The organism is Saccharothrix ecbatanensis, assembly GCF_014205015.1.
In the GTDB taxonomy this organism is placed as follows: Bacteria; Actinomycetota; Actinomycetes; order Mycobacteriales; family Pseudonocardiaceae; genus Actinosynnema; species Actinosynnema ecbatanense.
In genome coordinates, this window is record NZ_JACHMO010000001.1 from 7,913,699 (window position 1) to 7,936,667 (window position 22,969).

Below are 22,969 nucleotides of genomic sequence, written 5' to 3' on the forward strand. Positions count from 1 at the left end.
CGGTCGTCATCCGCCCAGTGTCTTCGACAGTGCGGCGTTGGCGTCCGCGGTCGCCGCGTCCAGCGTCTTCGCGCCGGTCAGGTACGCGGTCAGCATGTCCTTCAGCGGGTTCTGGCCCGCCTCGACCGCGGCCCACGCCGGCGTGGTCGGGGTGACCTTGCCGTTGGGGGCGGACGCGGCCAGGGCCTTGCCCAGCGGGTTGGTCGACAGCTTCGACGTGTCGGTCGACGTGCCCGGCACCGAACCGCCCTCGGCCAGCATGTCCTGGTACTTCTTGGAGCTGAGGAGCTTCAGGTACTCCTTGGCCAGGTCGGCGTTCTTGCTGCCGGCCGGGACGGCCAGGTTGGAGCCGCCGAGGAACACCGGGGCGGCCTTGCCCGCGGTCTTCGACGGGATCGGGAACGCCGCGGTCTTCTCCTTCAGGTCCGGGTTGGCCTTGATGGCGCCGCCCAGCTCCCACGGCAGACCGATCATCATGCCGACCTTGCCGGTGCCGAACACCTCCATCTGCTGCGGAGTGGCCTCGTCCGCGTCCTTCGGGGCCTTGGTGCCCGAGGCGTCGACCAGCTTCTTGTAGAACTCCAGGCCGGACTTGGCCTGCGGGGTGTCGAGCGCGCCCGCCCAGGCCGAGCCCTGCGGCTTGGCCACGTCGCCGCCCTCGTCCCAGATGAACGACAGCAGCACGTACCAGGACTGGCCCGGCAGGTAGAGCGGCTGGAACTCGGGGTCGGCCGCGTTGGCCGCCTTCAGCTTCTCGATCGCGGCGATCCACTCGTCACGCGAGGTGGGCGGGGCGGTGATGCCGGCGGCCTCGAACAGGTCGGTCCGGTAGATGACCGTGCGGTTGGCCGCGTAGAAGGGCAGGCCGTACTGCTTGCCGTCCCAGGTCAGCGAGTCCTTCAGGCCGCTCAGCCACTGGTCGCCGTTGAGGTCCGAGACGTCCGCGCTCAGGTCGAGCAGGGTCTCCTCGGCCGCGAACTTAGCCGTCTGGGTGTTGCCCAGCTCGATCACGTCCGGCGGGTTGTTGCTGGTCAGAGCGGTGGTCAGCTTCTCCTGGATGCCGTTCCACTTCTGGACCTCGTACTTGACGGTGACGCCGGCGTGCGAGTCCTGGAACTCCTTGTTCAGCGCGTCGGTCAGGGTGGCCGGTGCGGAGCCGTCCATCAACCACACCGTCAGCGTCCTCGGTTCACCGGAGTTGCTGCTGCCGCCATCGGTGCTCGTGCCACATCCGGCCACGGCCACCGCGAGTGCGGCGGCACTTACGGCCAGTCCTCTCCAGCCCTTCACGTGTGCGCCCTTTCCCCGTGCTCCGATCCCACGACCGGAACGCCTAAGTGGTGTAGACCAATGCGGCCTAGAGTGTGCCTCGCCACAAGGCATGTCAAGGCCGTTGCTGGACCGTTGCAAAGTCATCGGATCAATTTCACGGCGCTTGTAGGGGGTTCAGGAGCACGATCCGACGTGGACAGGGCATCCTGTGTCCGGGAGCGGTGGCAGGTTGGCGGCAAGGGGCGAGGAGGAAGGCATGCTCGAAACGAGCCCTGCGACTGGCGTGGACGCCAGGGCTCGCGCGCAGCGCGAGCCGAAGTACTGGGGACTCAAGCGGCATCTGCTCGACCTCCTGCGCGCGTTGCCGCCCGGATCGCCGATCCCGACGGAGCGTTCGCTGGCGGCGGAGTTCGACGTCTCGCGGACCACGGTGAGGCAAGCGCTTGCCGAGCTGACCGTCGAGGGTCGGCTGCTGCGGGTGCAGGGGAAGGGCACGTTCGCCGCGGAACCGAAGGTGGCGCAACGGCTTCAGCTGTCCTCGTACACAGAGGACATGAAGGCGCAGGGGCGGCAGCCGTCGTCGCGGTTGATCGAGGCGTCGGAGATGGCGGCGGAGGCCGAGCTGGCCAGGCTGCTGGGTGTGCGGGCGGGCGCGAAGGTGCTGAGGCTGCACCGGCTGCGGTTGGCCGACGGCGAGCCGATGGCGATCGAGACCACGCACTTGGCCTTGGGACGGTTCCGAGGCCTGCGCCGGTACCTCGCGCCGGGGGCGTCGCTGTACCAGGTGCTGCGGGAGCGGTTCGGGGTCGAGATGGGGCACGCCGAGGAAACTATTGAGACGGCGCTGGCTTCGCCCGAGGAAGCCGAGCTGCTCGGCGCCGACATCGGGCTGCCGATGCTGCTGCTGTCGCGTCACTCGTTCGACACGGAAGGCAACCCGGTCGAGTGGGTGCGTTCGGTGTACCGGGGCGACCGCTACAAATTCGTGGCCACCCTCAACCGCCCCAGCGACTGACCCACACCGCCGGACCACCACACCACCGGACTGCCACACCACCGGACTGCCACACCACCGGACTGCCACACCACCGGACTGCCGGCCACCAACCACGCCGCGCGTGACCACGCGGGCCATCAGCACGCCGGTCCGCACCACGCCGGTCGCCATCACCCCGGTCACCATCACCCCGGTCACCATCACGCCGGTCCGCACCACCCCCGGCCATCACCACCAAGGCCGTGCTTCGCAGGGGTCCCCGCCAGAGGGACCCCTGCTTTGATCTTGCCACCGGGCACCGACAACCGGCGGCCCCGCGTCACGCCCTGTGGGTAACCGGAAGGCCTGTGGACAGCTCCCGGAGCAGAATGGCCCGGTGGCGGAAACTCTGGTGTGGGGGACGGGGCGCGCGAAAGCCGTCCTGGCCACGACGATCCTCGGCTCCGGCATGGCGATGCTCGACAGCACCATCGTCAACGTCGCCCTGCCCCGCATCGGCGCCGAACTCGAAGCGTCCGTCGCGGGCCTCCAGTGGATCCTCGACGGCTACCTGCTGGCCCTCGCCTCCCTGATCCTGATCGCCGGCTCGCTCGGCGACCGCTACGGCCGCCGCCGGGTCTTCGTCTTCGGCGTCGTCTGGTTCGGCGCCGCCTCCCTGCTCTGCGGCCTCGCCCCGACCACCGAACTCCTGGTCGCCGCCCGCGTCCTGCAAGGCATCGGCGGCGCGCTGCTCACCCCCGGCTCGCTCGCCATCCTCCACTCCGCCTTCGCCAAAGCCGACCGCGGCCGGGCCATCGGGGCCTGGTCCGGGCTCGCCGGCGTCGCCACCGCGATCGGCCCGCTGCTCGGCGGCGTCCTCGTCCAGGCCTGGTCGTGGCGGCTCGCGTTCCTGATCAACCTGCCGTTCGCGGTCGTCTGCGTGTGGCTCGCCCGCCGCCACGTCCCCGAATCCCGCGACGAGTCCCTCACCGGCCACCCCGACGTCCTCGGCTCCGTCGTCGGGGCACTCGGCCTCGCCGGCGTCACCGGCGCACTGGTCGAAGCTCCCGTCCGAGGCGCCGACCCGCTGGTCATCACGGCGGCCGTCGTCGGCGTGTCAGGGCTGACCGCGTTCGTCCTGCTCCAACTCCGCGGCCGGGAACCGCTGGTGCCGCCGAGCCTGTTCGCCGACCGCACGTTCGTCCTGTCCAACGCCCTGACGTTCCTCGTCTACGCGGCGCTCGGCGGCGTCATGGTGCTCATGGTCCTGCAACTCCAGGTGTCGCTGCACTACCCGCCGACCATCGCCGGGCTCGCCAGCGTCCCGATCACGCTCCTTCTGCTGGCGCTGTCCGCGAAATCCGGGAGCCTGGCCCAGAAGTTCGGGCCGCGCGCCCAACTCGTCGGAGGTCCGATCCTGATCGGCGTCGGCATGCTGATGCTGCGGTCGGTCGTGCCGGGCGCCGGCTACTGGACCGGCGTCCTCCCCGGCCTGCTGGTGTTCGGCCTCGGCCTCGCCGCGGTGGTCGCGCCGGTGACGGCGACCGTGCTGGCCGCCGCCCCGGACCGGCACGCGGGCATCGCGTCGGGCGTGAACAACGCGGTCGCCCGCACCGGAAGCCTGGTCGCGGTGGCCGTCCTGCCCGCGGTCGCGGGGCTGACCGGCGCCCAGTACGCCGACCCGACCGCGATGACCCGCGGCTGGCAGACGGCGCTGCTGGTGTGCGCGGTGGCGTCGGTGATCGGCGGTCTGATGGCGCTCGGTGTCGACAACCGGGTCCTCGAAACCGCCACGGAGCACCACGACCCGCACAGCTGCCCGGTCGACGGCCCGCCCGCACGCACCTGACCGGCACGCACCTGACCGGCAAGCACCTGACCGGCAAGCACCTAGAGGTACCGGGCGAACACCTCCGGGTCGACGTTCCCGCCGGACAGCACCGCGACGGTCCTGCCCGGGAACGTCGCGCCGAGGTACGCGGCGAGCGTCACCGCGCCGCTGGGCTCCACCACCAGCCGCGCCTGCCGCGCCAACCGGCCGACGGCGTCGCCGATCTGCTCCTCCGACACGGTCACGATGTCGTCCACGTACGCCCGCATGTGCGCGAACGTCAGCTCGGACGGCTCGGCCCGCAGCCCGTCCGCCACGGTCCGGACCCGGTCGTCGGCGGACCACCGGACGAGCGTCCCGGCCCGCAGCGACTCGGCCGCGTCACCCGCCAGCTCCGGCTCCACCCCGACCACCCGCGTGGACGGGCTCAGCGCCTTCACCGCCGTCGCCACCCCGGAGATCAACCCACCGCCGCTCACCGGCACGAGCACCGTGGTCACGTCCGGCAGGTCGGCCACCACCTCCAGCCCCACGGTGCCCTGACCGGCGATGACGTCGGGGTGGTCGAACGGCGGGATCAGCGTCGCGCCGCGCTCCACCACCAGCTCCGCCGCCCGCGACTCGCGCAGCGCCATCGGCACCTCGATCACCTCGGCGCCGTGCGACCGGGTCGCGTCGACCTTCACCCGCGGCGTCGTGTCGGGCACGACGATCACGGCGGGCACGCCGAACAGCTTCGCCGCGTACGCGACGGCCTGCGCGTGGTTGCCGCTGGAGTAGGCGACGACGCCGCGGGCCCGCACGTCCTCGGGCAGCCGCGCCAACGCGTGGTAAGCGCCCCGGATCTTGAACGCGCCGACCGGCTGGAGGCTCTCCGGCTTGAGCCACAGCCCGTCGTCGAACCTCAGCAGCGGCGTGCGCACCGCGGCGTCCTTCACGATGTCCGCGGCGGCCTGGATGTCGGCGATCGTGACGAGTTCCATGCCGACGATCCTCACCCCCGCGGCGGTGTGACATCTACACGGGGGCTACCGGAACTCCTCCTGCGTCACCCGCACGGGGCAAGAACATTCACACGTACGGGGCGTTGCAAACCCCAATCCGTCACTTCTGTGAAACCGCCCGAATCGGTGATCGACTCACTACCTTGAGTGAGAGTTAACAGTCAAACGCTACACAGCGCAGTCAACCCGGCGTGTGCTGTGACACACTTCGCCCTCAGATGGCCTGAACCGTAATAGGTAACAGAGCCATAACGTCGCTCGAACGGGTGAGTACTGGTCGGTAGATGACGGGAGGAGGGCCCATGCGGAAGTCGCGAGCCCTGTCCTTGCCGTGCGTGACCGTGCCACCGGAGACCCGGGCGACGATTCGGGCGAGAAGTAATGGGGTGGGGCGACCCCTGCCGCCGCCCCACCACCCGTCCCCCTAGAGCCCCCGAGAGCGGTCCCTGCAACCAGGCTCTCGGGTTCCCTGCACCCGAAGATGAGGGAGACGCCTAATGAACCGCACGAGTGCGGCCCGCCTTGCCACGGCCGTCCTGCTGGCCGCCGGCACGGCTACAGCTCTCAGCGTACCGGCCCACGCGGCACCCGCCGCGCCCCATGCGGGAAGCGCGGCCGACACGGAGAGCTACCCGGCCGAGTTGCTCCAGGCGGTGGAACGCGACCTGGGCCTGTCCGCCGATCAGGCCCGCGTCCGTCTGGCCAACGACGCCAGGTCGGGTGACGTCGAGAACCAGGCCCGCGGCGTCCTCGGCGACGCGTTCGCCGGCGCGTGGATCGACTCGGCGACCGGGAGGATGACCGTCGGTGTCACCGACGCGGCCAAGGCCGACGCGGCGCGCGCCGCCGGCGCCGACGTCAAGGTCTTCCCCCACTCGCACCGCAAGCTCACCGACGCCAAGGCCGCGCTGGACACCCTGTCCGCGCCGGCGTCCATCACCGGCTGGCGGGTCGACGACGCGTCCAACACGGTCGTCGTCGAGGTCAACCGCATCACCCGCGACGCGGCGGCCGACAGCTTCCTGGCCACCGCCTCGTCGTTGAGCCCGGCGGTCCGCGTGGTGGAGGTCGCGGAGTCCCCGACGACCCTCTACGACACGCGCGGCGGTGACGCGTTCTACATGGGCGGGCGCTGCTCGGTCGGCTTCTCGGTCACCGCGGGCGGTTACGTGACGGCGGGCCACTGCGGCCGTGTCGGCACCGTCACCCAGGGCTACAACCGGGTCACCTCGGGCTCGTTCGCGGGCTCGTCGTTCCCGGGCAACGACTACGCCTGGGTGCGCACGAACTCCAGCTGGACCTCGCGTCCGTGGGTCAACCGCTACAACGGCACCAACGTCGTGGTGAAGGGCTCCTCGGTGGCCGCGAACGGCGCCACGATCTGCCGCTCCGGCTCCACCACGGGCTGGCGCTGCGGCACGGTGCAGGCCAAGAACCAGACGGTCAACTACGGCTCGTCCGGCATCGTGTACGGCCTGACGCGGACCACCGCGTGCGCCGAGCCCGGTGACTCCGGCGGCTCGTGGGTGGCGGGCACCGGCTTCGGCCAGGCCCAGGGCGTGACCTCCGGCGGGTCGGGCAACTGCTCGTCCGGCGGCACGACCTTCTTCCAGCCGGTCAACGAGATCCTGGGCGCCTACGGCCTGCGCCTCGTGATCGGCTGACCGACGGAGTCAGGCGCGCGGTCGTCCCTGCGGGCCGCGCATCGCATCAAGAACACCCCCTGGGCGAACAGTCCAGGGGGTGTTCCCTTTGTTCGCGGGGGTCAGGCGAACTGCACGGAACGTTTGGACAGCCCGTACCAGAAGCCGTCGACGGTGGTCGTGGCCTCCTGCGCGGCGCTCGCGCCCAGCGACACGAACAGCGGCGCGAAGTGCTCGGTGCGCGGGTGCGCGATGCCGGCGGCCGGAGCCTTGCGCTGGAAGTCGAGCAGCGCGTCCACGTCGCCGTCGGTCAGCGCCCGGCCCGCCCAGTCGTCGAACTCGGCCGACCACGACGGCGGCTGGTAGTCCGGGCCGGCGGACATGTCCACGCAGCTCAGGTTGTGCGTCATGAACCCGCTGCCGACGATCAGCACGCCCTGGTCGCGCAGCGGGGCCAGCTTCCGGCCCACGTCGAACAGGTCGCGCGGGTCGAGGCTGGGCATGGACATCTGGAGCACCGGGACGTCCGCCTCGGGGAACATCTCCTTCAGCGGCACGTAGGCGCCGTGGTCCAGGCCGCGCCGCTCGTCGTGCGCCACCGGCTGGTCGAGCAGCCTGGTGACGTCCGCCGCGAGCTCCGGCGCGCCCGGCGCCTCGTACGTGACGTCGTAGTAGCGCTGGGGAAAGCCCCAGAAGTCGTACGTCAGCGGCACGGTGGTGGTCGCGCCGAGGGTGAGCGGGTCGTTCTCCCAGTGCGCGGAGACGATGAGGACCGACTCCGGACGCGGCAGCGTCGCGGACCACGACTTCAGCTCGCCGGTCCACCGCTCGTCGTCGGCCAGCGGGGGCGCCCCGTGGCCCAGGTACAGCACAGGCATCGCACGGTCAGGCATCACATGGACGACTGTACGCTTTCTAGTTGAACTTTCAACCAGGCTGCCGCCGCACGCGGGTCCGCCGCCTCCGTGATGGCGCGCACGACGACCACCCGGTCCGCGCCCGCCGCCAGCACCTCCGACAGCCGCTCCCGGTCGACGCCGCCGATCGCGAACCACGGCCGGTCCGTCGTGCCACTGGTCGCGCGCACCAGGTCCAGGCCCGGCGCGGGACGTCCCGGCTTGGTCGGCGTCGGCCAGCACGGCCCGGTGCAGAAGTAGTCCACGCCCGGTTCCACGGCCGCCGCCCGTGCCTGCTCCACGTCGTGCGTCGACCGGCCGATCACCACGTCGTCACCGAGGATCCGGCGCGCGACGGACACCGGCAGGTCGTCCTGCCCCAGGTGCAGCACGTCCGCGTCCACGGCCAGCGCCACATCCGCCCGGTCGTTCACCGCGAGCAGCGCGCCATGCCGCGCGCACGCCTCGGCGAGGACTTCCAGCGCGGCGATCTCCTGCTTCGCTTCGAGTCCTTTGTCGCGCAACTGCACGATGTCCACACCGCCCGCGAGCGCCGCGTCCGCGAACTCCGCGAGGTCCGGGCGCGTGGGCGTGCAGAGGTAGAGCCGCGCGTCGGCGAGCCGCCGCCTGATCTGCGTTCCGTCGAGTCCTGGCACGGGCCGCACGGTAACCGTCCCGCCGTTTCGTGCGCTACGGTGGAGACGGTCCGCACGGGAGCCTGGAACACACCGGGCTGAGAGGGAGCGTGGTTCGCTCCGACCGTCGAACCTGATCCGGGTCATGCCGGCGCAGGGAGCGTGAGTGCCTTGGCAATGCGAGTGACCGTCCTCGGCGGTGGTGTCATCGGCCTGTCCGCGGCCTGGTACGCGGCACGCGCCGGGTTCCACGTCGAGGTCGTGGACCGTGATTCACCACACGGCGGCTCGTGGGTCGCGGGCGGGATGCTCGCCCCCGTCACCGAAGCCTGGCCCGGCGACGAGAACGTGCTGGCGCTCGGCGTCGAGTCTTTGGAGCTGTGGCCCGAGTTCGCCCGCGAGCTGGGGGTGGAGCTGAGTCCGGTGGGGACGTTGGCGGTGGCCGTCGACCGGGCCGATGTCGAGGTGCTGGACCAGTTGTGCGCCTACCTGGCCCGGATGGGTCGTTCCGCGACCCGGCTGACCGGACGTGAGCTGCGCGCGTTGGAACCCGGCCTGGGGACGGTCCGAAGTGGACTGTCCGTGCCGGGGGACCTGGCCGTGGACAACAGGGTTCTGCTGCGCGCCTTGCGTGAGGCGTGTGCCGGCAGTGGCGTGGTGTTCGTTGCGGAGTCCGCCGTGGACCCCGACGTGACGATCATCGCGGCCGGGGCGTGGAGCCGTGACCTGCACCCGTCGCTGCGTGACGTGATCCGGCCGGTGAAAGGCGAGATCCTGCGCCTGGGCGCGCGCCCCGGAGCGCTTCCGCCGCCACGGCACACGATCCGCGCCCACGTGTCCGGCCGACCCGTCTACATGGTGCCGCGCGAAGGCGGGTTCGTGCTCGGCGCCACCCAGTACGAAGCCGGGTTCGACGGCGACGTCACCGTCGGCGGCGTCCGCGACCTGCTCCGCGACGCCGAAGTCGTGTGGCCGGGGATCGCCGAGTACGCGCTGGTCGAGACCGCCGCCGGGTTCCGCGCCGGCAGCCCCGACAACGCGCCGGTGATCGACTGGCTGGAACCGGGGGTGCTGGCCGCCACCGGCCACCACCGCAACGGTCTGCTGCTCGCACCCGTCACCGCACGACGGGTGCTCACCCTGCTCCGCGAAGGAGGAAACAGCCGGTGAAGGCCAAGGTCAACGGACTGGAGCGGGAACTGCCCGACGGGTCGACCGTCGCCGCCGTCCTCGCGCTGCTCGACGCGCCACCCAGCGGGGTCGCCGTCGCGCTCGACGGCGAAGTCGTGCCCCGCACGGCGTGGAAGACGACCGTGGTGCCCGACGGCGCCGCCGTCGAAGTGCTGACCGCCGTGCAGGGAGGCTGACGTGGACGACCCCTTGGTGATCGCCGGACGGGAGTTCGGCTCACGCCTGGTGATGGGCACCGGCGGCGCCGCCAACCTCTCCGTGCTGGAACGCGCGCTCGTCGCGTCCGGCACCGAGCTGACCACCGTCGCGATGCGCAGGCTCGACGCGTCCGGAGGTGGCGTGCTCGACCTCCTGGCCCGGCTCGGCATCGCCGCGCTCCCCAACACCGCCGGCTGCCGCACCGCCGCCGAAGCCGTGCTCACCGCCCGGCTCGCGCGCGAAGCCCTGGACACGAACTGGGTGAAGCTGGAGGTGATCGCCGACGACCAGACGCTGCTGCCCGACCCGGTGGAGTTGTTGGACGCGGCGGAGAAGCTGGTCGACGACGGGTTCGTGGTGCTGCCCTACACGTCCGACGACCCGGTGCTCGCGTTGCGACTGGAACAGATCGGCTGCGCCGCCGTGATGCCGCTCGGCTCGCCCATCGGCACCGGCCTCGGCATCCGCAACCCGCACAACATCGAACTCATCGTGTCCCGCGCGTCGGTGCCGGTGATCCTCGACGCGGGCGTCGGCACCGCTTCGGACGCGGCGCTGGCGATGGAACTGGGCTGCTCGGCCGTGCTGCTGGCGACCGCGGTGACGAGGGCGCAGGACCCGGAGCGGATGGCGGCGGCGATGCGCGCGGGCGTCGAAGCCGGCCGGCTGGCCAAGTTGGCGGGGCGCATCCCCAAGCGGTTCTGGGCGCACGCGTCCAGTCCGGCAGTGGAGTGATTGCCACGCACGGCATGATGGACGCTTCGTCAACTGTGTCCGTCTGCTCGAGGAGGAGTGCCGTGACGGCCGACCAGGTCGAGGACGCCACCGCCCGGCTGTACCTCGCGATCGGCAGGCTATCCCGGCTGCTGCGGCGGACCGGGTCACCCGGCCTCGGTCCCGGCGCGGTGTCCGCGCTGGCCACGTTGGCGCGGTGCGGTCCCATGCGGTTGGGCGACCTCGCCGCCAAGGAAGGCGTCGCCCCGCCCACCCTCTCCCGAATCGTGGCCGCTTTGGTCGAGTCCGGGTATGTGCGGCGCGAACCTGATCCGCAGGACGGGCGGGCTTGGCTGGCGACGCCGACGCCGGAGGGTGTGACGATGGTGTCGGGGGTGCGGTCGGCGCGGGTGCGCGAGTTGCAGCGGCGGATCGAGCAGATGACGCCGGAGCACAGGGAGGCGCTGGTCAACGCGCTGCCGGCATTGGAGGAACTGGTCGGCGAGGTCAGCTGACCGACTCTTAGGTGCTTTGAACTCTTAGGTGCTTTGAACTGCTTTGAACTGCTTTAAGGGCGAAAGATTAAGAGCGTCCTCGCCGGACGGGCAGATCAGCAGGATGACCGGGTCGGGCGGTTGTGCGCCGGTCTCGTCGTCGGTCCGGGCTTCGTGCCATCCCGCCGACCTCCACAAGGGCAACCACACGTGTCAAGGGGGGCGCCCGCAGTGAACGATGAGGCATTGGTGGACGACGCCCCCCTTGACACGCGCGGTAGGGCTGCGCCAGGTCGGCGGGATGACACGAACCCCTCCTTTGGAAAAGGGCCGCGCGCTGAACGGATCGGGCGTCCCGGGGCGGCGATGTGGTCACCTACCGGTGTTCTCTCAAACCAGGGGTTCGTGTCATCCCGCCGACCTGGCTTTGCCCTACCGCGCGTGTCAAGGGGGCTGTGCGGCGTTGCCTCATCGTTCACTTCGGGCTGCCCCCTTGATGCGTGTGGTAGCCCGGAGGGAGGTCGGTGGGATGACACGAAGCCCGGACCAACGACGAGACCGGCGCACAACCGCCAAACCCGGTCATCCTGCTGATCTGCCCGTCCGGCGAGGACGCTTGTGATCTTTCCGCTTGTGATCTCTCCGCTTTTGATCTTTTCAAAGCCGCCACCAGCACCCCCGACACCACCGCCAGCACCACAGCCGCCATCGCGCCGATCGTGTTGTTGTAGAGGTCCTGCTCCTCGCACACCCCGATCCCGGTGGCCGCCTGCACCAGCTCCACCCCGCCGCTGAACAGCCCCGACACCACGAACACCGCGAACGGCCGCCGGCAAGCCACCGTGGCGAAGAACGCGAACGGCGCCAGCATCAGCAGGTTCAGCCGCTCCCGCGACCCCGCCAGCGAGAACCCGTTCCCGACGCACCGCCCGACCGGGTCGGTGGTGATGAGCGTGAACGACCCACCCGCCCGCGCCAGCGTGACCGCCAACGCCAACGCCAGCCCGCACCCCGCCAGCACGGCCGGGGTCGCGGGCCACCGGCGCCACCGCGCGACCGCGAATCCGGCCGCACCCAGCACCAGCGAACCCCCGACCAGCGTCGCGACGGTCTCCGGTTGGCTCAGCACCCACTCGGCGACGTCCACGTCCTGTCGTGCGCTCATGAACCGCAAGACGCGCCGACCCCACCCCGGTGGGCCTAACCCCGGTGATCTCCTTCCAACCTCCACAACGGCGACACAGGACCCACACCGCCACCCAACGGGTACGCGGCGGCCACCGAACGGACGATGAAGTCCTTGCCGAACCGCACCGCCGTCGGCACGTCCGCACCCCGCGCCAGCTGCGACGCGATCGCCGAAGCCAACGTGTCACCGCTGCCGTGCGTGTGCTTCACGTCGTACCGGGGCCCCAGCAGCTCGATGAACTCCGACCCGTCGTACAGCACGTCCAAGCACTCCGGGTCGTCCCACAAGTGGCCGCCCTTCACCAGCACCCACCGCGGCCCCATCGCGTGCAACGCCTCCGCGGCCTTCCGCTGATCGGCCCGGCTGCGCACCTCCAGACCGGTGAGCAGCCGCACCTCGTCCAGGTTCGGCGTCACCAACGTCGCCCGCGGGAACAGCAGCGTCCGCAACGCGTCCAGCGCGTCGTCCGCCAACAGCTGGTTCCCGTGCATCGACGCCGCCACCGGGTCCACCACGAACGGACCGACGTCGACCCGGTCCAGCGCGCCCGCGACCGCCTCGATGATCGCCGCCGACGCCAGCATCCCCGTCTTCGCCGCGTCCACGCCGATGTCCGTGGCCACCGCCTCGATCTGCGCCGCCACCACCTCCGGCGGGATCTCGGTGTACCCGGTGACACCCAGCGAGTTCTGCACGGTCACCGCGGTGACCGCCGTCATCCCGTGCACACCGCACGCGAACAACGTCCGCAAATCGGCCTGGAGGCCCGCACCACCGCCGGAATCCGACCCGGCGATGGTGAGGACCTTCGGTGGAGCGACAGCCATCACGCCACCCCGCTCAATCCCACTCCCGACCAACCCGACCCCGCTCAATCCACGATCGGCAGGTAGACCTTGTTGCCGAGGTCGCTGAACTCGTGCGACTTCTCCGTCATGCCCGCCTCGATCGCCTCCACAGTGGACAGACCGTGCTCCTCCGCGTACCGCCGCACGTCCTGGGTGATCTTCATCGAGCAGAACTTCGGCCCGCACATCGAGCAGAAGTGCGCCGTCTTCGCGGGCGACGCGGGCAGCGTCTCGTCGTGGAACGACCGCGCCGTGTCCGGGTCCAGCGACAGGTTGAACTGGTCCTCCCACCGGAACTCGAACCGCGCCTTCGACAGCGCGTCGTCCCACTCCTGCACCCCCGGATGACCCTTGGCCAGGTCAGCGCTGTGCGCCGCGATCTTGTACGTGATCACGCCGGTCTTCACGTCGTCCCGGTTCGGCAGGCCCAGGTGCTCCTTCGGCGTCACGTAACACAGCATCGCCGTGCCCAGCCAGCCGATCTGCGCCGCACCGATCGCCGACGTGATGTGGTCGTACCCCGGCGCGATGTCCGTCGCCAGCGGCCCGAGGGTGTAGAACGGCGCCTCACCGCACCACTCCTCCTCCAACCGCACGTTCTCCGCGATCTTGTGCATCGGCACGTGACCCGGACCCTCGATCATCACCTGCACGTCGTGCGCCCGCGCGATGTGCGTCAACTCGCCCAACGTCCGCAACTCGGCGAACTGCGCCTCGTCGTTGGCGTCCGCGATCGAACCCGGCCGCAAGCCGTCACCCAGCGAGAACGTCACGTCGTACTTGCGCAGGATCCCGCACAGCTCCTCGAAGTGCGTGTAGAGGAAGCTCTCCTTGTGGTGCGCCAGGCACCACGCCGCCATGATCGACCCGCCGCGCGACACGATGCCCGTCACGCGCTTCGCCGTCAGCGGCACGTACCGCAGCAACACGCCCGCGTGCACCGTCATGTAGTCGACGCCCTGCTCGGCCTGCTCGATCACCGTGTCGCGGTACACCTCCCACGACAGCTTCGCCGGATCGCCGTCCACCTTCTCCAACGCCTGGTAGATCGGCACCGTCCCGATCGGCACCGGCGAATTCCGCATGATCCACTCACGGGTCTCGTGGATCCGCTTCCCGGTGGACAGGTCCATGATCGTGTCGGCGCCCCAGCGCGACGCCCACACCATCTTCTCCACCTCGTCCTCGATCGACGAGGACACGGCCGAGTTGCCGATGTTGGCGTTGATCTTCACCAGGAACTTCTTGCCGATGATCATCGGCTCGGCCTCGGGGTGGTTCACGTTGAGCGGGATGACCGCCCGACCGATCGCCACCTCCTCGCGCACGACCTCGGGACTCATGCCCTCCCGCGCCGCGATGAACCGCATCTCCGGCGTGATGATCCCGGCCTTCGCGTACGCCAGCTGGGTCACCGCCCCGTTGACCGGCTCCCGCTTCGCGACCCACCCCGCGCGCAACGCGGGAAGTCCACTGTGGACGTCGATGGCCACGTCGTCGTCGGTATACGGACCGGAAGTGTCGTACAGATCGACATGCTCGCCATTGGTCAGCTCCACCCTCCGAAAGGGCACCCGCACGTCCTCGTCCACCACGCGGTGGACCTTGTGCGAGCCGGAGATCGGCCCGGTGGTGACACTGGGCTTGACCGAACGGTCGTCAAGTGCCGTCACGACATTCCTCCCTACGCCGGCATTACCCGGTCAGGTTCAGGCGGTCGGCGGCACCGGAGCCCCTGGCTCCAGCCACCCTCTCAGCCCGCTGTGGCGCGAGCTCCCGCGTGTGTTGAGTTGTCAGTGCTGTGTGGAAACTACCGGCCTGACCATGCCACGGCTGGGTCCCGATGCCAAGCCGCGGATGCCAACGCCGCCCGAATACGCGTACCTTTCACCGCGTGGCTGATCACCAGCCGTTCCCACCCGGCGCCCGGCGCGTGGCCCGCCCCGCCGCCGTCTCGCCATGCCCGTCGTGCGGCGACCTCGCCGGCCGCGGCTACCCCGGATGCCGGTACTGCGCCGAACTCGTGGACCAGTACTGGCTGCTCGACTGGCAGGAGCTGCTGGCCGCCGAACAGCTCGCCGAAGGCGGCTCGGGGGAACGCGAACTGGCCGAACTCGTGCTCGCCGACGAGGTCGGACGGCACCCGTGGACGTGCACCGACTGGGCCATGACCCTCATCGTGTGCTCCCAGTGCGGCGACGAACTCGGCACCGGACCCGTCGACTGCGTCCGGTGCGCCATGGCAGACGGCCTGCGCTGGTCCTGGGACCACGCCGGGTACCCGAAGTCCATCACCGCCGGCGAACACGCGCTGCGCGTCGCCCGCGCGATCCTGCGCGCACCACACCGTGCCCGTGCCGCGGCCGTCGGCTCGTGGCGGCTGCTGCTGCCGTTCCTGCTGGTCGGGGACCTGCCGACGGTCGGCCAGGTGCAGCGCATCCGGGCCGCCGTCCTCGCCGGCGCGTACGCCGACCTCGCGGGCTGCACCACGCACGTCGACCTGGCGTCGTTCCCCGAACTGCCGTGGCGGCGGCCCGAAGGCTCCGCGCGGACCGACCACCAGCCGAAACCCCACCCGGACGCCTTCCGGCACACCGCCCACGACGAGACGGCCGCGGACCCGGTCTAGCGGGCGCTACTCGTGCTCGTGCTCGTCATCCTCGTCGTCCGCGAAGGGGTCGGGGGAGGTGGCCGGGTCCCAGGACAGGCCCGGCACACCCCAACCGTTCGCCTTGATCATCTTTCGCGCCGCCCGCTTGTGCCGCCCCACCAGCCGGTCCAGGTAGATGAACCCGTCCAGGTGATCCGTCTCGTGCTGGAGGCACCGCGCGAGGAACCCCGACCCCTCGACCTCGACGGGCTTGCCGTCACCGTCGAACCCGGTCACCTTCGCCCACTCCGCGCGACCCGTCGGATACGTCTCGCCCGGCGCCGACAGGCAACCCTCGAAATCGTCGTCCGGATCCGGCATCCCCAACGGCACCTCCGACGTCTCCAACGTCGGGTTCACCACCACACCCCGGTGCCGCACACCCTCGTCGTCCGGGCAGTCGTAGACGAACAGCCGCAGGTCGACCCCGATCTGGTTCGCCGCCAGCCCCACGCCGTGCGCCGCCGCCATCGTCTCGAACATGTCGTCGATCAAGGCGCGCAACGCCTCGTCGAACGCGCCGACCGGGCGGGTCGGGTGGTGGAGCACGGGATCTCCGGCGATCCGGATCGGGTGAACTGCCATGACGGCAAGCCTATCGGCGGGGCCGATGGGACGCGCCGACCGATGAGCCCACCCTCACGAAGATCACGTGATGTAATGGCACCCACGCACGGGACACGGCTGAGGAGCCAGATGGACGCCGCAGAGGCACTGGCGCCGGCGGAGGGGCCGGCCGACGGTTTGAGCGACCGGGAGCGCGGGATCCTGGCCTTCGAACGCCAGTGGTGGAAGTACGCGGGTGCGAAGGAACAAGCCGTCAAAGAGCTGTTCGACATGTCCCCGACGCGGTACTACCAGCTGCTGAACGCGTTGATCGAGAAGGAAGAGGCGTTGGCCGCCGATCCGATGTTGATCAAGAGACTGCGCAGGTCCCGTTCCGGCAGGCAACGCGCCCGCGCGGCCAAGCGGCTGGGCGTCGAGCGCCGATGACCAATCCGGAACAGTCGACCGGCCCCGCCCACCCGGCGCGCGCCGCGGGCTACGCGCTGCTCGGCGTGGCCGCCATCGCCCTGGTGATCGGCCTGGTCAGCCTGTTCGTCGGCGGCCCGGACGACGACACCTCCACCGCCCAGCCCACCCCGCCGTCCGCCACTTCCGGGACTCCGGGCACACCGGGTTCGTCGGACACTCCCGGCACTTCCGGCACCGCTTCCGGCGAGCCGACGTCCCCCTCACCTTCGGAGACGTCACCTTCCGAGACGTCCCCGCCCGCAGCGACCACCGCCCCCACCACCGGGGCGACGGACACCCCGCCGCCACCCGTCGCCACGACCCCCAAGCCCCCGGTGCGCGTGTACAACAACAGCACCACCCAGGGCCTGGCCTCCCGCGCGTCCGACGACGTGGCACGAGCCGGCTGGCAGGTCGCCGAAAAGGGCAACTACTCGTCCGGGAACATCCCCACGACCACGGTCTACTACCGCCCCGGCACCGACGAGGAAACCTCGGCCCGCGAACTGGCCACCCTCCTCAAGGCCCGCGTGGAAGCGCGCTTCGACGGCATCGAGTCCGCCCAGCCGGGCATCATCGTGATAGTGACCAACGACTACAAGGGCCCAGGCGCCAAGGTCTCCTAACCCTTCCCCCACCCTCGCTCCGCTCACTCCACTCCACTCCCGCGAGTCGAACCTTCAGGTCTCGCGAGTCGAACACTCAGGCCCGGCGAGTCGAACCTTCAGGTCTCGCGAGTCGAACACTCAGGCCCGGCGAGTCGAACCTTCAGGTCTCGCGAGTCGAACGCTCAGGACCCCCGAATTCAGCGTTCACGTGACTTGGCGTAGGCGGCAAGGGTGGCGAGCTGCGCCGGGTCCAACGAGGGCCGAACGGCCGTACGCGCCGACGCGAGGTGAGCGCCCGTCACCTCCGCCGCCGCCAACGACTCCCGCATCGCGGTCAACGCGGCCTCCCTGATCAACGCCGCGCAGTCCGCCGCCGAGTAGCCGTCCAACTCCTCCGCCACCGCGTCGAGGTCCACGTCCGACGCCAACGGCGTGTTCCGGGCGGAAGCACGCAGGATCTCGCCCCGGGCTTCGGCGTCCGGCGGCGGCACGTACACCAGCCGCTCCAACCGGCCGGGCCGCAGGAGCGCCGGGTCCACCAGTTCGGGCCGGTTCGTGGCACCCAACACGATGACGTCCCGCAGCGGCTCGACCCCGTCCAGCTCGGTCAGCAGCGCCGCCACCACCCGATCCGACACGCCGGAATCGGACGACTGACCCCGGCGGGGCGCCAACGCGTCGACCTCGTCCAGGAACACCAACGCGGGCGCCGCCTCGGCAGCGCGCCGGAACAACTCGCGAACCGCACGCTCGGACTCGCCGACGAACTTGTCCATCAGCTCGGCGCCCTTCACCGACAGCACGTTCAGACGTCCGGTCCCGGCCAACGCCCGCACCAGGAACGTCTTCCCGCACCCGGGCGGCCCGTACAGCAGCAGCCCACGGGGCGGCGCGACACCCAGGCGGGCAAAGGAATCGGGGTACTGCAACGGCCACAGCGCGGCCTCCGTCAACGCCTGCTTGACCTCGGCCATGTCGCCGACGTCGTCCAGCGTCAACCCGCCGGTCCGCAACGTGTCCGAAGTCGACATGGAGATAGGTCGGACCGTCTCCAAAGCCCCCAACAGGTCCGCCTGCGCGACCCGAGGCTCGTCCACGTCCCGCTGCCGCATAGCTGCCCGAACCGCCGCCTCCCGCCGCAACGCCACCAGGTCCGCCGCGACGAACCCGGGCGTCCGGTCAGCCACCGCGCCCAGGTCCACATCGGACTCGACGGGCACGTCGCGCAACAGGACCCGCAGCAACTCCGTCCGCACGGACCCGTCGGGCAACGACAGGACCAGTTCGCGGTCCACCAGTTCGGGCACGCGGAGCCGGGGGTCGATGGCCTCCGGATGGGCGCTGGTGACGACCAACGCGACCCCGTCGGGGCGGCGGCGCAAGGCGTCCAACACCACCGTCGCCACCGGCGGGGGCGTGGACGCGGGCAGCAACGCCTCCACGTCGGTCAGCACCAACACCGCCGGCGCCTGCGCCGAAGCGAGCGCATCCGCCACCCGCTGAGCCGCCGCATTCGCCTCCAGCACCGCGACACTGGGCGCGGCCACCTCCACGACCGCCGCCCCGGCCCCCTGTGCGACGGCACGCACGAACGTCGCCTTGCCAACCCCTTCAGGCCCGCTGACCAGCGCCGCCAACCGGGGTGTCGCACCAAGTCGAGCCAGCAGTTCGGGATGGCTGAACGTCAGATCAAGCCACTCCGCAAGCCGCTTGGCCGCGTCCTGCTGCCCAATGAGATCCGCAACCGGCACGGCCGGCACCACAACCTCGACCACCGCTGCCCCGCCAGGTCCACCCACCGACCCCAAGCCCACCGCCGACCCCGCCGAATCAACGCCCACCGCCCCCGCAGCCGCCGACCCCCAACCCGCCGCCGACCCCGCGCCCGCCAGACCAGAACCCGACCCAGACCCCGCCACACCGACACCCGTACCCGCGCCCACACCCACACCCGTGCCCGACCCCGCTCCAGGCACGACAGCAGGCGCGTCACCGGTGCGAGCACCATCCCGCCACCCGACCACCGTCGACGGCTGCACGGCCACCGGCCCACCAGCGGGGTCGGCGGACGTGATGGTCAGCAGCTCGTTGGTCCACGTCATGCCGATGGCGTTCGACAGCTTCCGCCGCGTCGCGCTCACGTCCGCGCCAGGCGGCGGGGCGAGGTCCTGGGGCAGCAGGGAGACGGCGTCGCCGACGGTCAGCACCTTGCCGGTCAACGCCATGCGCAGCGTCTCGGGTGTCAGCGACGTGCTCGCCAGCCGCGACCCGGCCACCGTCACGGTCCGGGCGGCGGCGACGTCCACCGGGGCGACCACGATCTCCGCGCCTTCGACCACGCCGAGGTTCGACAGCGTCACGTCGTCCACGAAGACCACCCCGGGCGGGCCGTTGTCGGTGGTCGCGGCGGCGAGGGCGGCGCTTACGCGGGCGCCCGTCAGGCGCACCGCGTCCCACGCGCGCAGCCCGAGGGCGTCCAGGACCTCCGGGTGGAGGCGGACCACGCCTCGGCGGGTGTCGAGGGCCGAGGGGGAGAGGCGGGCCGTCAGGGTGATCACGGGTCGAGCGTAGTTGGGTCTGCGGTTGGTCGCGGGCCTCGTTGTTTCAACCGACGTTTCAGGATCAAGATAACGGCGTTTCCTTTGAAGTCGCCGCCAGGTTCACCCGACAGTGTTCGGCAGAAAGCAACAAAACTGCTGGTCAGAGACAGTTTAAGCGATCACGGGCGATCGTGCCGGCGGAGGCCGATCTGGCGCCATCCGCGACGTTTCCCGGGCCTCGCCTGACCGTTCGCCTCCGCCGCCACCTGCGTGGGATCGGCGACCCGCCTAGGCCGCCGCACGGCACGGATCGCCGCACCGGCCACCCGACCCCGCAACGGCTGCCGCAACCCCAACCGCCGCGCCGCCACCCCGTGCGCCCGCTTGATCGCCCGCCGATCCGCCGCCGCCACCGACCAAGCCTCCGGGTGCTTCGCCAACCACCGGTACCGCCGCACCGAATACGGCAGGTGACCCAGGTACACCAGCATCGCCGCGATCAACGCCACCAACGGGAACGTGATCACCGCCGCCGCCAGCAACCCGACGAGCACCAACAACGGCGCCACGTACCTCGGCGGCACCTTGATGGTCTTCACCGACAGCGTCGGGATCCGGCTCACCAGCAGCATCGCGATCGCGACGGTCCACACCGCCACCACCACCGGCTCCGACCACCACCCGGCCCGGCCCAGCTGCTCGTCCAGGATCAACGGCAGCAACAGCAGCAACCCGCCCGCCGGCGCCGGCACGCCCACGAAGAACTCCTTCGCGAACGGCGGCTGCTCCACCTCCAGCAGCGTGTTGAACCGCGCCAACCGCAGCACCATGCACACCGCGAAGATCAACGCCACGACCCAGCCCTCACGACTGGGGTCGAACTTCCACACGTAGATCACCAGCGCGGGCGCGACCCCGAACGAGATCGCGTCCGCCAGCGAGTCCAGCTCCGCGCCCATCTTGCTGGTCGCGTCGAGCAGCCGGGCGATCCGCCCGTCCAACGCGTCGAACACCGCCGCCGCGGCGATCGAACCGATCGCCGCGCCCCACATGCCCTTGATCGCGAAGTGCACGGCGGACAGCCCCGCGCACATCGCCAGCACCGTGATGGCGTTCGGCAGCAGCCTGATCCCCGGCCCGCTCGGAGCCATCCGCTCAGCCCTCCGAAGGAAGCTCGGCGAGCACGGTCTCGCCACCGATGGTGCGCTGCCCGGCCTCCACCAGCACCCGGCTGCCGGCCGGCACGTACAGGTCGACCCGCGAGCCGAACCGGATCAGGCCGTACGTCTGCCCGACCGCCACCTTGTCGCCCTCGGCCACCTCGCACACGATCCGCCGCGCCACCAGGCCGGCGATCTGCACGACCACCACGTCCTGCCCGGACGGCGTGCTCAGCCACACGGTGTTGCGCTCGTTGTCCTCGCTCGCCTTGTCCAGGTCCGCGGACAGGAACTTGCCGGGCCGGTACGACACCTGCCGCACCAGGCCGGGCACGGGCACGCGCTGGACGTGCACGTCGAACACCGACAGGAACACGCTGATCCTGGTCATCGGCGCGGAGCCCAGGCCGAGTTCGGCGGGCGGCGCGGCCTCGACCACGTGCGACACGGTGCCGTCGGCGGGCGCCACGGCGACGTCGGGCCTGGTCGGTGTGGTGCGCTTGGGTTCGCGGAAGAACCACGCGACCCACGCGGTCAGGAGCGCGCCCGCGACGCCGAAGCGGCGGGAGTACCGGCGCAGCAGCAGTGTCGCGACGGCTGCGCCCGCCACGAAGGGACGGCCCGCGGGGTGCATCGGGGGAACGATGCCCCGGGCGAGCTCTACGAAGTGGGAGACGGCACCACTGTTCTTGTCGCGATCGGCGGTCATGGCTCTTCCGTGTCAGGGCAGTGCTTCCGGCCCGCCACACGCTACGCGGCTCCGCCGGCCCCCGGCCCGGCCGCCCGTGCGTCCCCCGACGAACGCACCGGTCGATCGAGCCGGAGATCACCACAAGTGTAATCCGGGTCACACCGAAGATCAACGCCGGGCGGTCGACCCGTGGCTACTCCCCGTGCAGGAGGTGGACCGCGACCTCGGTGCCCGCCGCCAGCTCCGTGACGTCCTCCGGCACCACGATCAGGCAATTGCTGATCGCCAACGCCGACAGCAGGTGCGACCCGGGCCCGCCCACCGGCGTCACCACCTGTCCCGAATCCGGGTCGTACGCGCCGCGCCGGAACTGCGTGCGCCCCGCCGGTGACGTGATCGCCGCGCTCAGCCGAGCCACGGCGGTCGGCCGTTCCACCCGGGAGAACCCCATCGCGGCCCGCAACGCCGGCCTGATGAACACCTCGAACGACACCTGCGCGCTCACCGGGTTCCCGGGCAGCGTCGCCACCGCCACACCCTGGTACCGCCCCGCGCCCTGCGGCCCGCCCGGCTGCATCGCGACCTTCGTGAACTCCACGCCCCGCCCGGTGAACGCGTCCTTCACCACCTCGTACGCCCCGGCGCTCACCCCACCGGACGTGAGCAGCAGGTCCACCGACGCCAACCGCGGCCCGATCGCCGCGTGGAACTCCTCCACGTCGTCCGGCACGAACCGCAGCAGCTCCGCCTCGCCGCCCGACTCGCGCACCGCCGCCGCCAGCATCACGCCGTTCGACTCGTAGATCTGCCCCGGCGCCAACTCCACACCCGGCCCCACCAGCTCGGACCCGGTCGACAGCACCAGCACGCGCGGTCGGCGGCGGACCGGCAGCGCGCCGAACCCCAACGCCGCCGCCAACCCCAACTGCGCCGGACCGAGCACCGTGCCCGCACGCAGCACCGTCGTGCCCGCCGCCACGTCGTCCGCCATCCGCCGCACGTTCGCCCCGACGGCCACCCCGCGGTCGACCCGCACCACCGACGTGCCGCCGTCCGTCCACTCCACCTGCACCACGGCGTCCGCGCCCACCGGCATCGGCGCGCCCGTCATGATCCGGTGCGCCGTCCCCGGCTCCAACGGCGCCGACGACGTGCGCCCGGCGGGGATGTCGTCCGTCACCGGCAACTCCACCGGCGCCGACGCCACGTCCGCCGCGCGCACCGCGTAACCGTCCATCGCCGAGTTGTCGAACGGCGGCAGCGGCACGGACGCGACCACGTCGGCGGCCAGCACCAGGCCGAGGCAGTCGCCGACGGGGGACTCCACCACCGGCATCGTCCCCAGCAGCCCGGCGACGCGGGCCTTGTGATCAGCGACTCGGGTCAGCGTGTTGGACACGTGCACCATCCTGCCC

Annotated in this window: 22 protein-coding genes and 1 riboswitch; of the genes, 10 read left to right on the top strand and 12 right to left on the bottom strand. The window is 71.0% G+C overall.

What is annotated here, in order from left to right:
* Positions 1 to 6: 6 nt before the first annotated feature.
* A complete protein-coding gene (locus tag F4560_RS34795) occupies positions 7 to 1,290 on the bottom strand; it encodes a sugar ABC transporter substrate-binding protein (protein WP_184927346.1) in 1,284 nt (427 codons plus the stop codon).
* Between the two features lie 238 nt (positions 1,291 to 1,528).
* Here F4560_RS34795 and F4560_RS34800 point away from each other — a divergent pair, with 238 nt between their 5' ends.
* Together F4560_RS34800 and F4560_RS34805 are read left to right on the top strand one after the other, a co-directional pair.
* Complete coding sequence (locus tag F4560_RS34800) at positions 1,529 to 2,287, top strand: GntR family transcriptional regulator (RefSeq protein ID WP_184927347.1); 759 nt, start codon at positions 1,529 to 1,531, stop codon at positions 2,285 to 2,287.
* Between the two features lie 430 nt (positions 2,288 to 2,717).
* On the top strand, positions 2,718 to 4,097 hold the full coding sequence (locus F4560_RS34805; RefSeq protein ID WP_246478996.1) for an MFS transporter: 1,380 nt from the start codon (positions 2,718 to 2,720) through the stop codon (positions 4,095 to 4,097).
* A 41-nt stretch (positions 4,098 to 4,138) separates the two neighbouring features.
* Here the strand turns inward: F4560_RS34805 and F4560_RS34810 are convergent, their stop codons facing one another.
* Positions 4,139 to 5,062 carry a threonine ammonia-lyase gene (locus tag F4560_RS34810; protein WP_184927349.1) on the bottom strand — a complete coding sequence of 308 codons (924 nt, stop codon included), beginning with the start codon at positions 5,060 to 5,062 and terminating at the stop codon, positions 4,139 to 4,141.
* Between the two features lie 518 nt (positions 5,063 to 5,580).
* Between F4560_RS34810 and F4560_RS34815 the strand changes: the two genes are divergently transcribed.
* The gene (locus F4560_RS34815) at positions 5,581 to 6,747 is read left to right on the top strand and encodes a S1 family peptidase (RefSeq protein ID WP_184927350.1); all 1,167 of its coding nucleotides are present in this window, start codon (positions 5,581 to 5,583) and stop codon (positions 6,745 to 6,747) included.
* Positions 6,748 to 6,848: 101 nt separating this feature from the next.
* On the opposite strand, the gene F4560_RS34820 is transcribed toward F4560_RS34815, so the two are convergent.
* Both F4560_RS34820 and thiE read right to left on the bottom strand, forming a co-directional pair.
* Positions 6,849 to 7,619, bottom strand: a complete 771-nt coding sequence (locus tag F4560_RS34820; protein ID WP_184927351.1) for a dioxygenase family protein — start codon at positions 7,617 to 7,619, stop codon at positions 6,849 to 6,851.
* On the bottom strand, positions 7,619 to 8,278 hold the full coding sequence (gene thiE / locus F4560_RS34825; protein WP_184927352.1) for a thiamine phosphate synthase: 660 nt from the start codon (positions 8,276 to 8,278) through the stop codon (positions 7,619 to 7,621). Before thiE ends, F4560_RS34820 begins: the two co-directional genes overlap by 1 nt.
* Positions 8,279 to 8,322: 44 nt before the next feature.
* Positions 8,323 to 8,434: riboswitch (TPP riboswitch) on the top strand.
* Between thiE and thiO the strand changes: the two genes are divergently transcribed.
* The 4 genes from thiO (at position 8,420) to F4560_RS34845 (ending at position 10,875) form a co-directional block, all read left to right on the top strand.
* Positions 8,420 to 9,427 (top strand): glycine oxidase ThiO, encoded by a 1,008-nt coding sequence (gene thiO, locus F4560_RS34830; protein ID WP_312869651.1) that lies wholly within the window; start codon positions 8,420 to 8,422, stop codon positions 9,425 to 9,427. Its footprint overlaps the riboswitch before it by 15 nt.
* Positions 9,424 to 9,624 (top strand): sulfur carrier protein ThiS, encoded by a 201-nt coding sequence (gene thiS / locus F4560_RS34835; protein WP_184927353.1) that lies wholly within the window; start codon positions 9,424 to 9,426, stop codon positions 9,622 to 9,624. Before thiO ends, thiS begins: the two co-directional genes overlap by 4 nt.
* A 1-nt stretch (position 9,625) precedes the next feature.
* Positions 9,626 to 10,381, top strand: coding sequence for a thiazole synthase (locus tag F4560_RS34840; protein WP_184927354.1), 756 nt, complete (start codon positions 9,626 to 9,628; stop codon positions 10,379 to 10,381).
* Between the two features lie 62 nt (positions 10,382 to 10,443).
* Positions 10,444 to 10,875 carry a MarR family winged helix-turn-helix transcriptional regulator gene (locus F4560_RS34845; protein WP_184927355.1) on the top strand — a complete coding sequence of 144 codons (432 nt, stop codon included), beginning with the start codon at positions 10,444 to 10,446 and terminating at the stop codon, positions 10,873 to 10,875.
* Between the two features lie 454 nt (positions 10,876 to 11,329).
* On the opposite strand, the gene F4560_RS34850 is transcribed toward F4560_RS34845, so the two are convergent.
* The 3 genes from F4560_RS34850 to thiC are packed head-to-tail and all read right to left on the bottom strand — an operon-like array spanning position 11,330 to position 14,564.
* Positions 11,330 to 12,019: a VanZ family protein gene (locus F4560_RS34850; protein ID WP_184927356.1), complete on the bottom strand. Its 690-nt coding sequence runs from the start codon at positions 12,017 to 12,019 to the stop codon at positions 11,330 to 11,332.
* A gap of 35 nt (positions 12,020 to 12,054) precedes the next feature.
* Positions 12,055 to 12,870, bottom strand: coding sequence for a bifunctional hydroxymethylpyrimidine kinase/phosphomethylpyrimidine kinase (thiD, locus tag F4560_RS34855; RefSeq protein WP_184927357.1), 816 nt, complete (start codon positions 12,868 to 12,870; stop codon positions 12,055 to 12,057).
* A 44-nt stretch (positions 12,871 to 12,914) separates the two neighbouring features.
* Positions 12,915 to 14,564, bottom strand: a complete 1,650-nt coding sequence (thiC, locus tag F4560_RS34860; RefSeq protein ID WP_184927358.1) for a phosphomethylpyrimidine synthase ThiC — start codon at positions 14,562 to 14,564, stop codon at positions 12,915 to 12,917.
* Positions 14,565 to 14,785: 221 nt separating this feature from the next.
* On the opposite strand from thiC, the gene F4560_RS34865 reads away from it, so the two are divergent.
* A complete protein-coding gene (locus F4560_RS34865; RefSeq protein ID WP_184927359.1) occupies positions 14,786 to 15,520 on the top strand; it encodes a hypothetical protein in 735 nt (244 codons plus the stop codon).
* 6 nt (positions 15,521 to 15,526) lie between these two features.
* On the opposite strand, the gene F4560_RS34870 is transcribed toward F4560_RS34865, so the two are convergent.
* Positions 15,527 to 16,126, bottom strand: a complete 600-nt coding sequence (locus F4560_RS34870; protein ID WP_184927360.1) for a peptide deformylase — start codon at positions 16,124 to 16,126, stop codon at positions 15,527 to 15,529.
* Positions 16,127 to 16,237: 111 nt separating this feature from the next.
* On the opposite strand from F4560_RS34870, the gene F4560_RS34875 reads away from it, so the two are divergent.
* Together F4560_RS34875 and F4560_RS34880 are read left to right on the top strand one after the other, a co-directional pair.
* Positions 16,238 to 16,534, top strand: coding sequence for a DUF3263 domain-containing protein (locus F4560_RS34875; protein ID WP_184927361.1), 297 nt, complete (start codon positions 16,238 to 16,240; stop codon positions 16,532 to 16,534).
* Positions 16,531 to 17,181 carry a LytR C-terminal domain-containing protein gene (locus F4560_RS34880; protein WP_184927362.1) on the top strand — a complete coding sequence of 217 codons (651 nt, stop codon included), beginning with the start codon at positions 16,531 to 16,533 and terminating at the stop codon, positions 17,179 to 17,181. The genes F4560_RS34875 and F4560_RS34880 overlap by 4 nt, the downstream gene beginning before the upstream one ends.
* Positions 17,182 to 17,360: 179 nt before the next feature.
* Here the strand turns inward: F4560_RS34880 and F4560_RS34885 are convergent, their stop codons facing one another.
* From F4560_RS34885 to moeA, 4 genes are all read right to left on the bottom strand, one after another.
* A complete protein-coding gene (locus F4560_RS34885; protein WP_184927363.1) occupies positions 17,361 to 19,721 on the bottom strand; it encodes an AAA family ATPase in 2,361 nt (786 codons plus the stop codon).
* Positions 19,722 to 19,882: 161 nt separating this feature from the next.
* Positions 19,883 to 20,854 (bottom strand): CDP-diacylglycerol--serine O-phosphatidyltransferase, encoded by a 972-nt coding sequence (pssA, locus tag F4560_RS34890; RefSeq protein ID WP_184927364.1) that lies wholly within the window; start codon positions 20,852 to 20,854, stop codon positions 19,883 to 19,885.
* A 4-nt stretch (positions 20,855 to 20,858) separates the two neighbouring features.
* Entirely contained in the window at positions 20,859 to 21,572 is a 714-nt protein-coding gene (locus F4560_RS34895) for a phosphatidylserine decarboxylase (protein ID WP_184927365.1), read from the bottom strand.
* Positions 21,573 to 21,747: 175 nt separating this feature from the next.
* A complete protein-coding gene (gene moeA / locus F4560_RS34900; protein ID WP_184927366.1) occupies positions 21,748 to 22,962 on the bottom strand; it encodes a molybdopterin molybdotransferase MoeA in 1,215 nt (404 codons plus the stop codon).
* Between the last annotated feature and the right edge of the window lie 7 nt (positions 22,963 to 22,969).

Excerpts from the sequence above, each read along its gene's own strand:
- F4560_RS34800 (WP_184927347.1), top strand. The coding sequence starts at position 1,529 with ATGCTCGAAACGAGCCCTGCGACTGGCGTGGACGCCAGGGCTCGCGCG.
- F4560_RS34805 (WP_246478996.1), top strand. The coding sequence starts at position 2,718 with ATGGCGATGCTCGACAGCACCATCGTCAACGTCGCCCTGCCCCGCATC.
- F4560_RS34810 (WP_184927349.1), bottom strand. The coding sequence starts at position 5,062 with ATGGAACTCGTCACGATCGCCGACATCCAGGCCGCCGCGGACATCGTG.
- F4560_RS34815 (WP_184927350.1), top strand. The coding sequence starts at position 5,581 with ATGAACCGCACGAGTGCGGCCCGCCTTGCCACGGCCGTCCTGCTGGCC.
- F4560_RS34820 (WP_184927351.1), bottom strand. The coding sequence starts at position 7,619 with ATGCCTGACCGTGCGATGCCTGTGCTGTACCTGGGCCACGGGGCGCCC.
- F4560_RS34850 (WP_184927356.1), bottom strand. The coding sequence starts at position 12,019 with ATGAGCGCACGACAGGACGTGGACGTCGCCGAGTGGGTGCTGAGCCAA.
- thiD (WP_184927357.1), bottom strand. The coding sequence starts at position 12,870 with ATGGCTGTCGCTCCACCGAAGGTCCTCACCATCGCCGGGTCGGATTCC.
- F4560_RS34870 (WP_184927360.1), bottom strand. The coding sequence starts at position 16,126 with ATGGCAGTTCACCCGATCCGGATCGCCGGAGATCCCGTGCTCCACCAC.
- F4560_RS34875 (WP_184927361.1), top strand. The coding sequence starts at position 16,238 with ATGGACGCCGCAGAGGCACTGGCGCCGGCGGAGGGGCCGGCCGACGGT.
- F4560_RS34880 (WP_184927362.1), top strand. The coding sequence starts at position 16,531 with ATGACCAATCCGGAACAGTCGACCGGCCCCGCCCACCCGGCGCGCGCC.
- pssA (WP_184927364.1), bottom strand. The coding sequence starts at position 20,854 with ATGGCTCCGAGCGGGCCGGGGATCAGGCTGCTGCCGAACGCCATCACG.
- F4560_RS34895 (WP_184927365.1), bottom strand. The coding sequence starts at position 21,572 with ATGACCGCCGATCGCGACAAGAACAGTGGTGCCGTCTCCCACTTCGTA.
- moeA (WP_184927366.1), bottom strand. The coding sequence starts at position 22,962 with ATGGTGCACGTGTCCAACACGCTGACCCGAGTCGCTGATCACAAGGCC.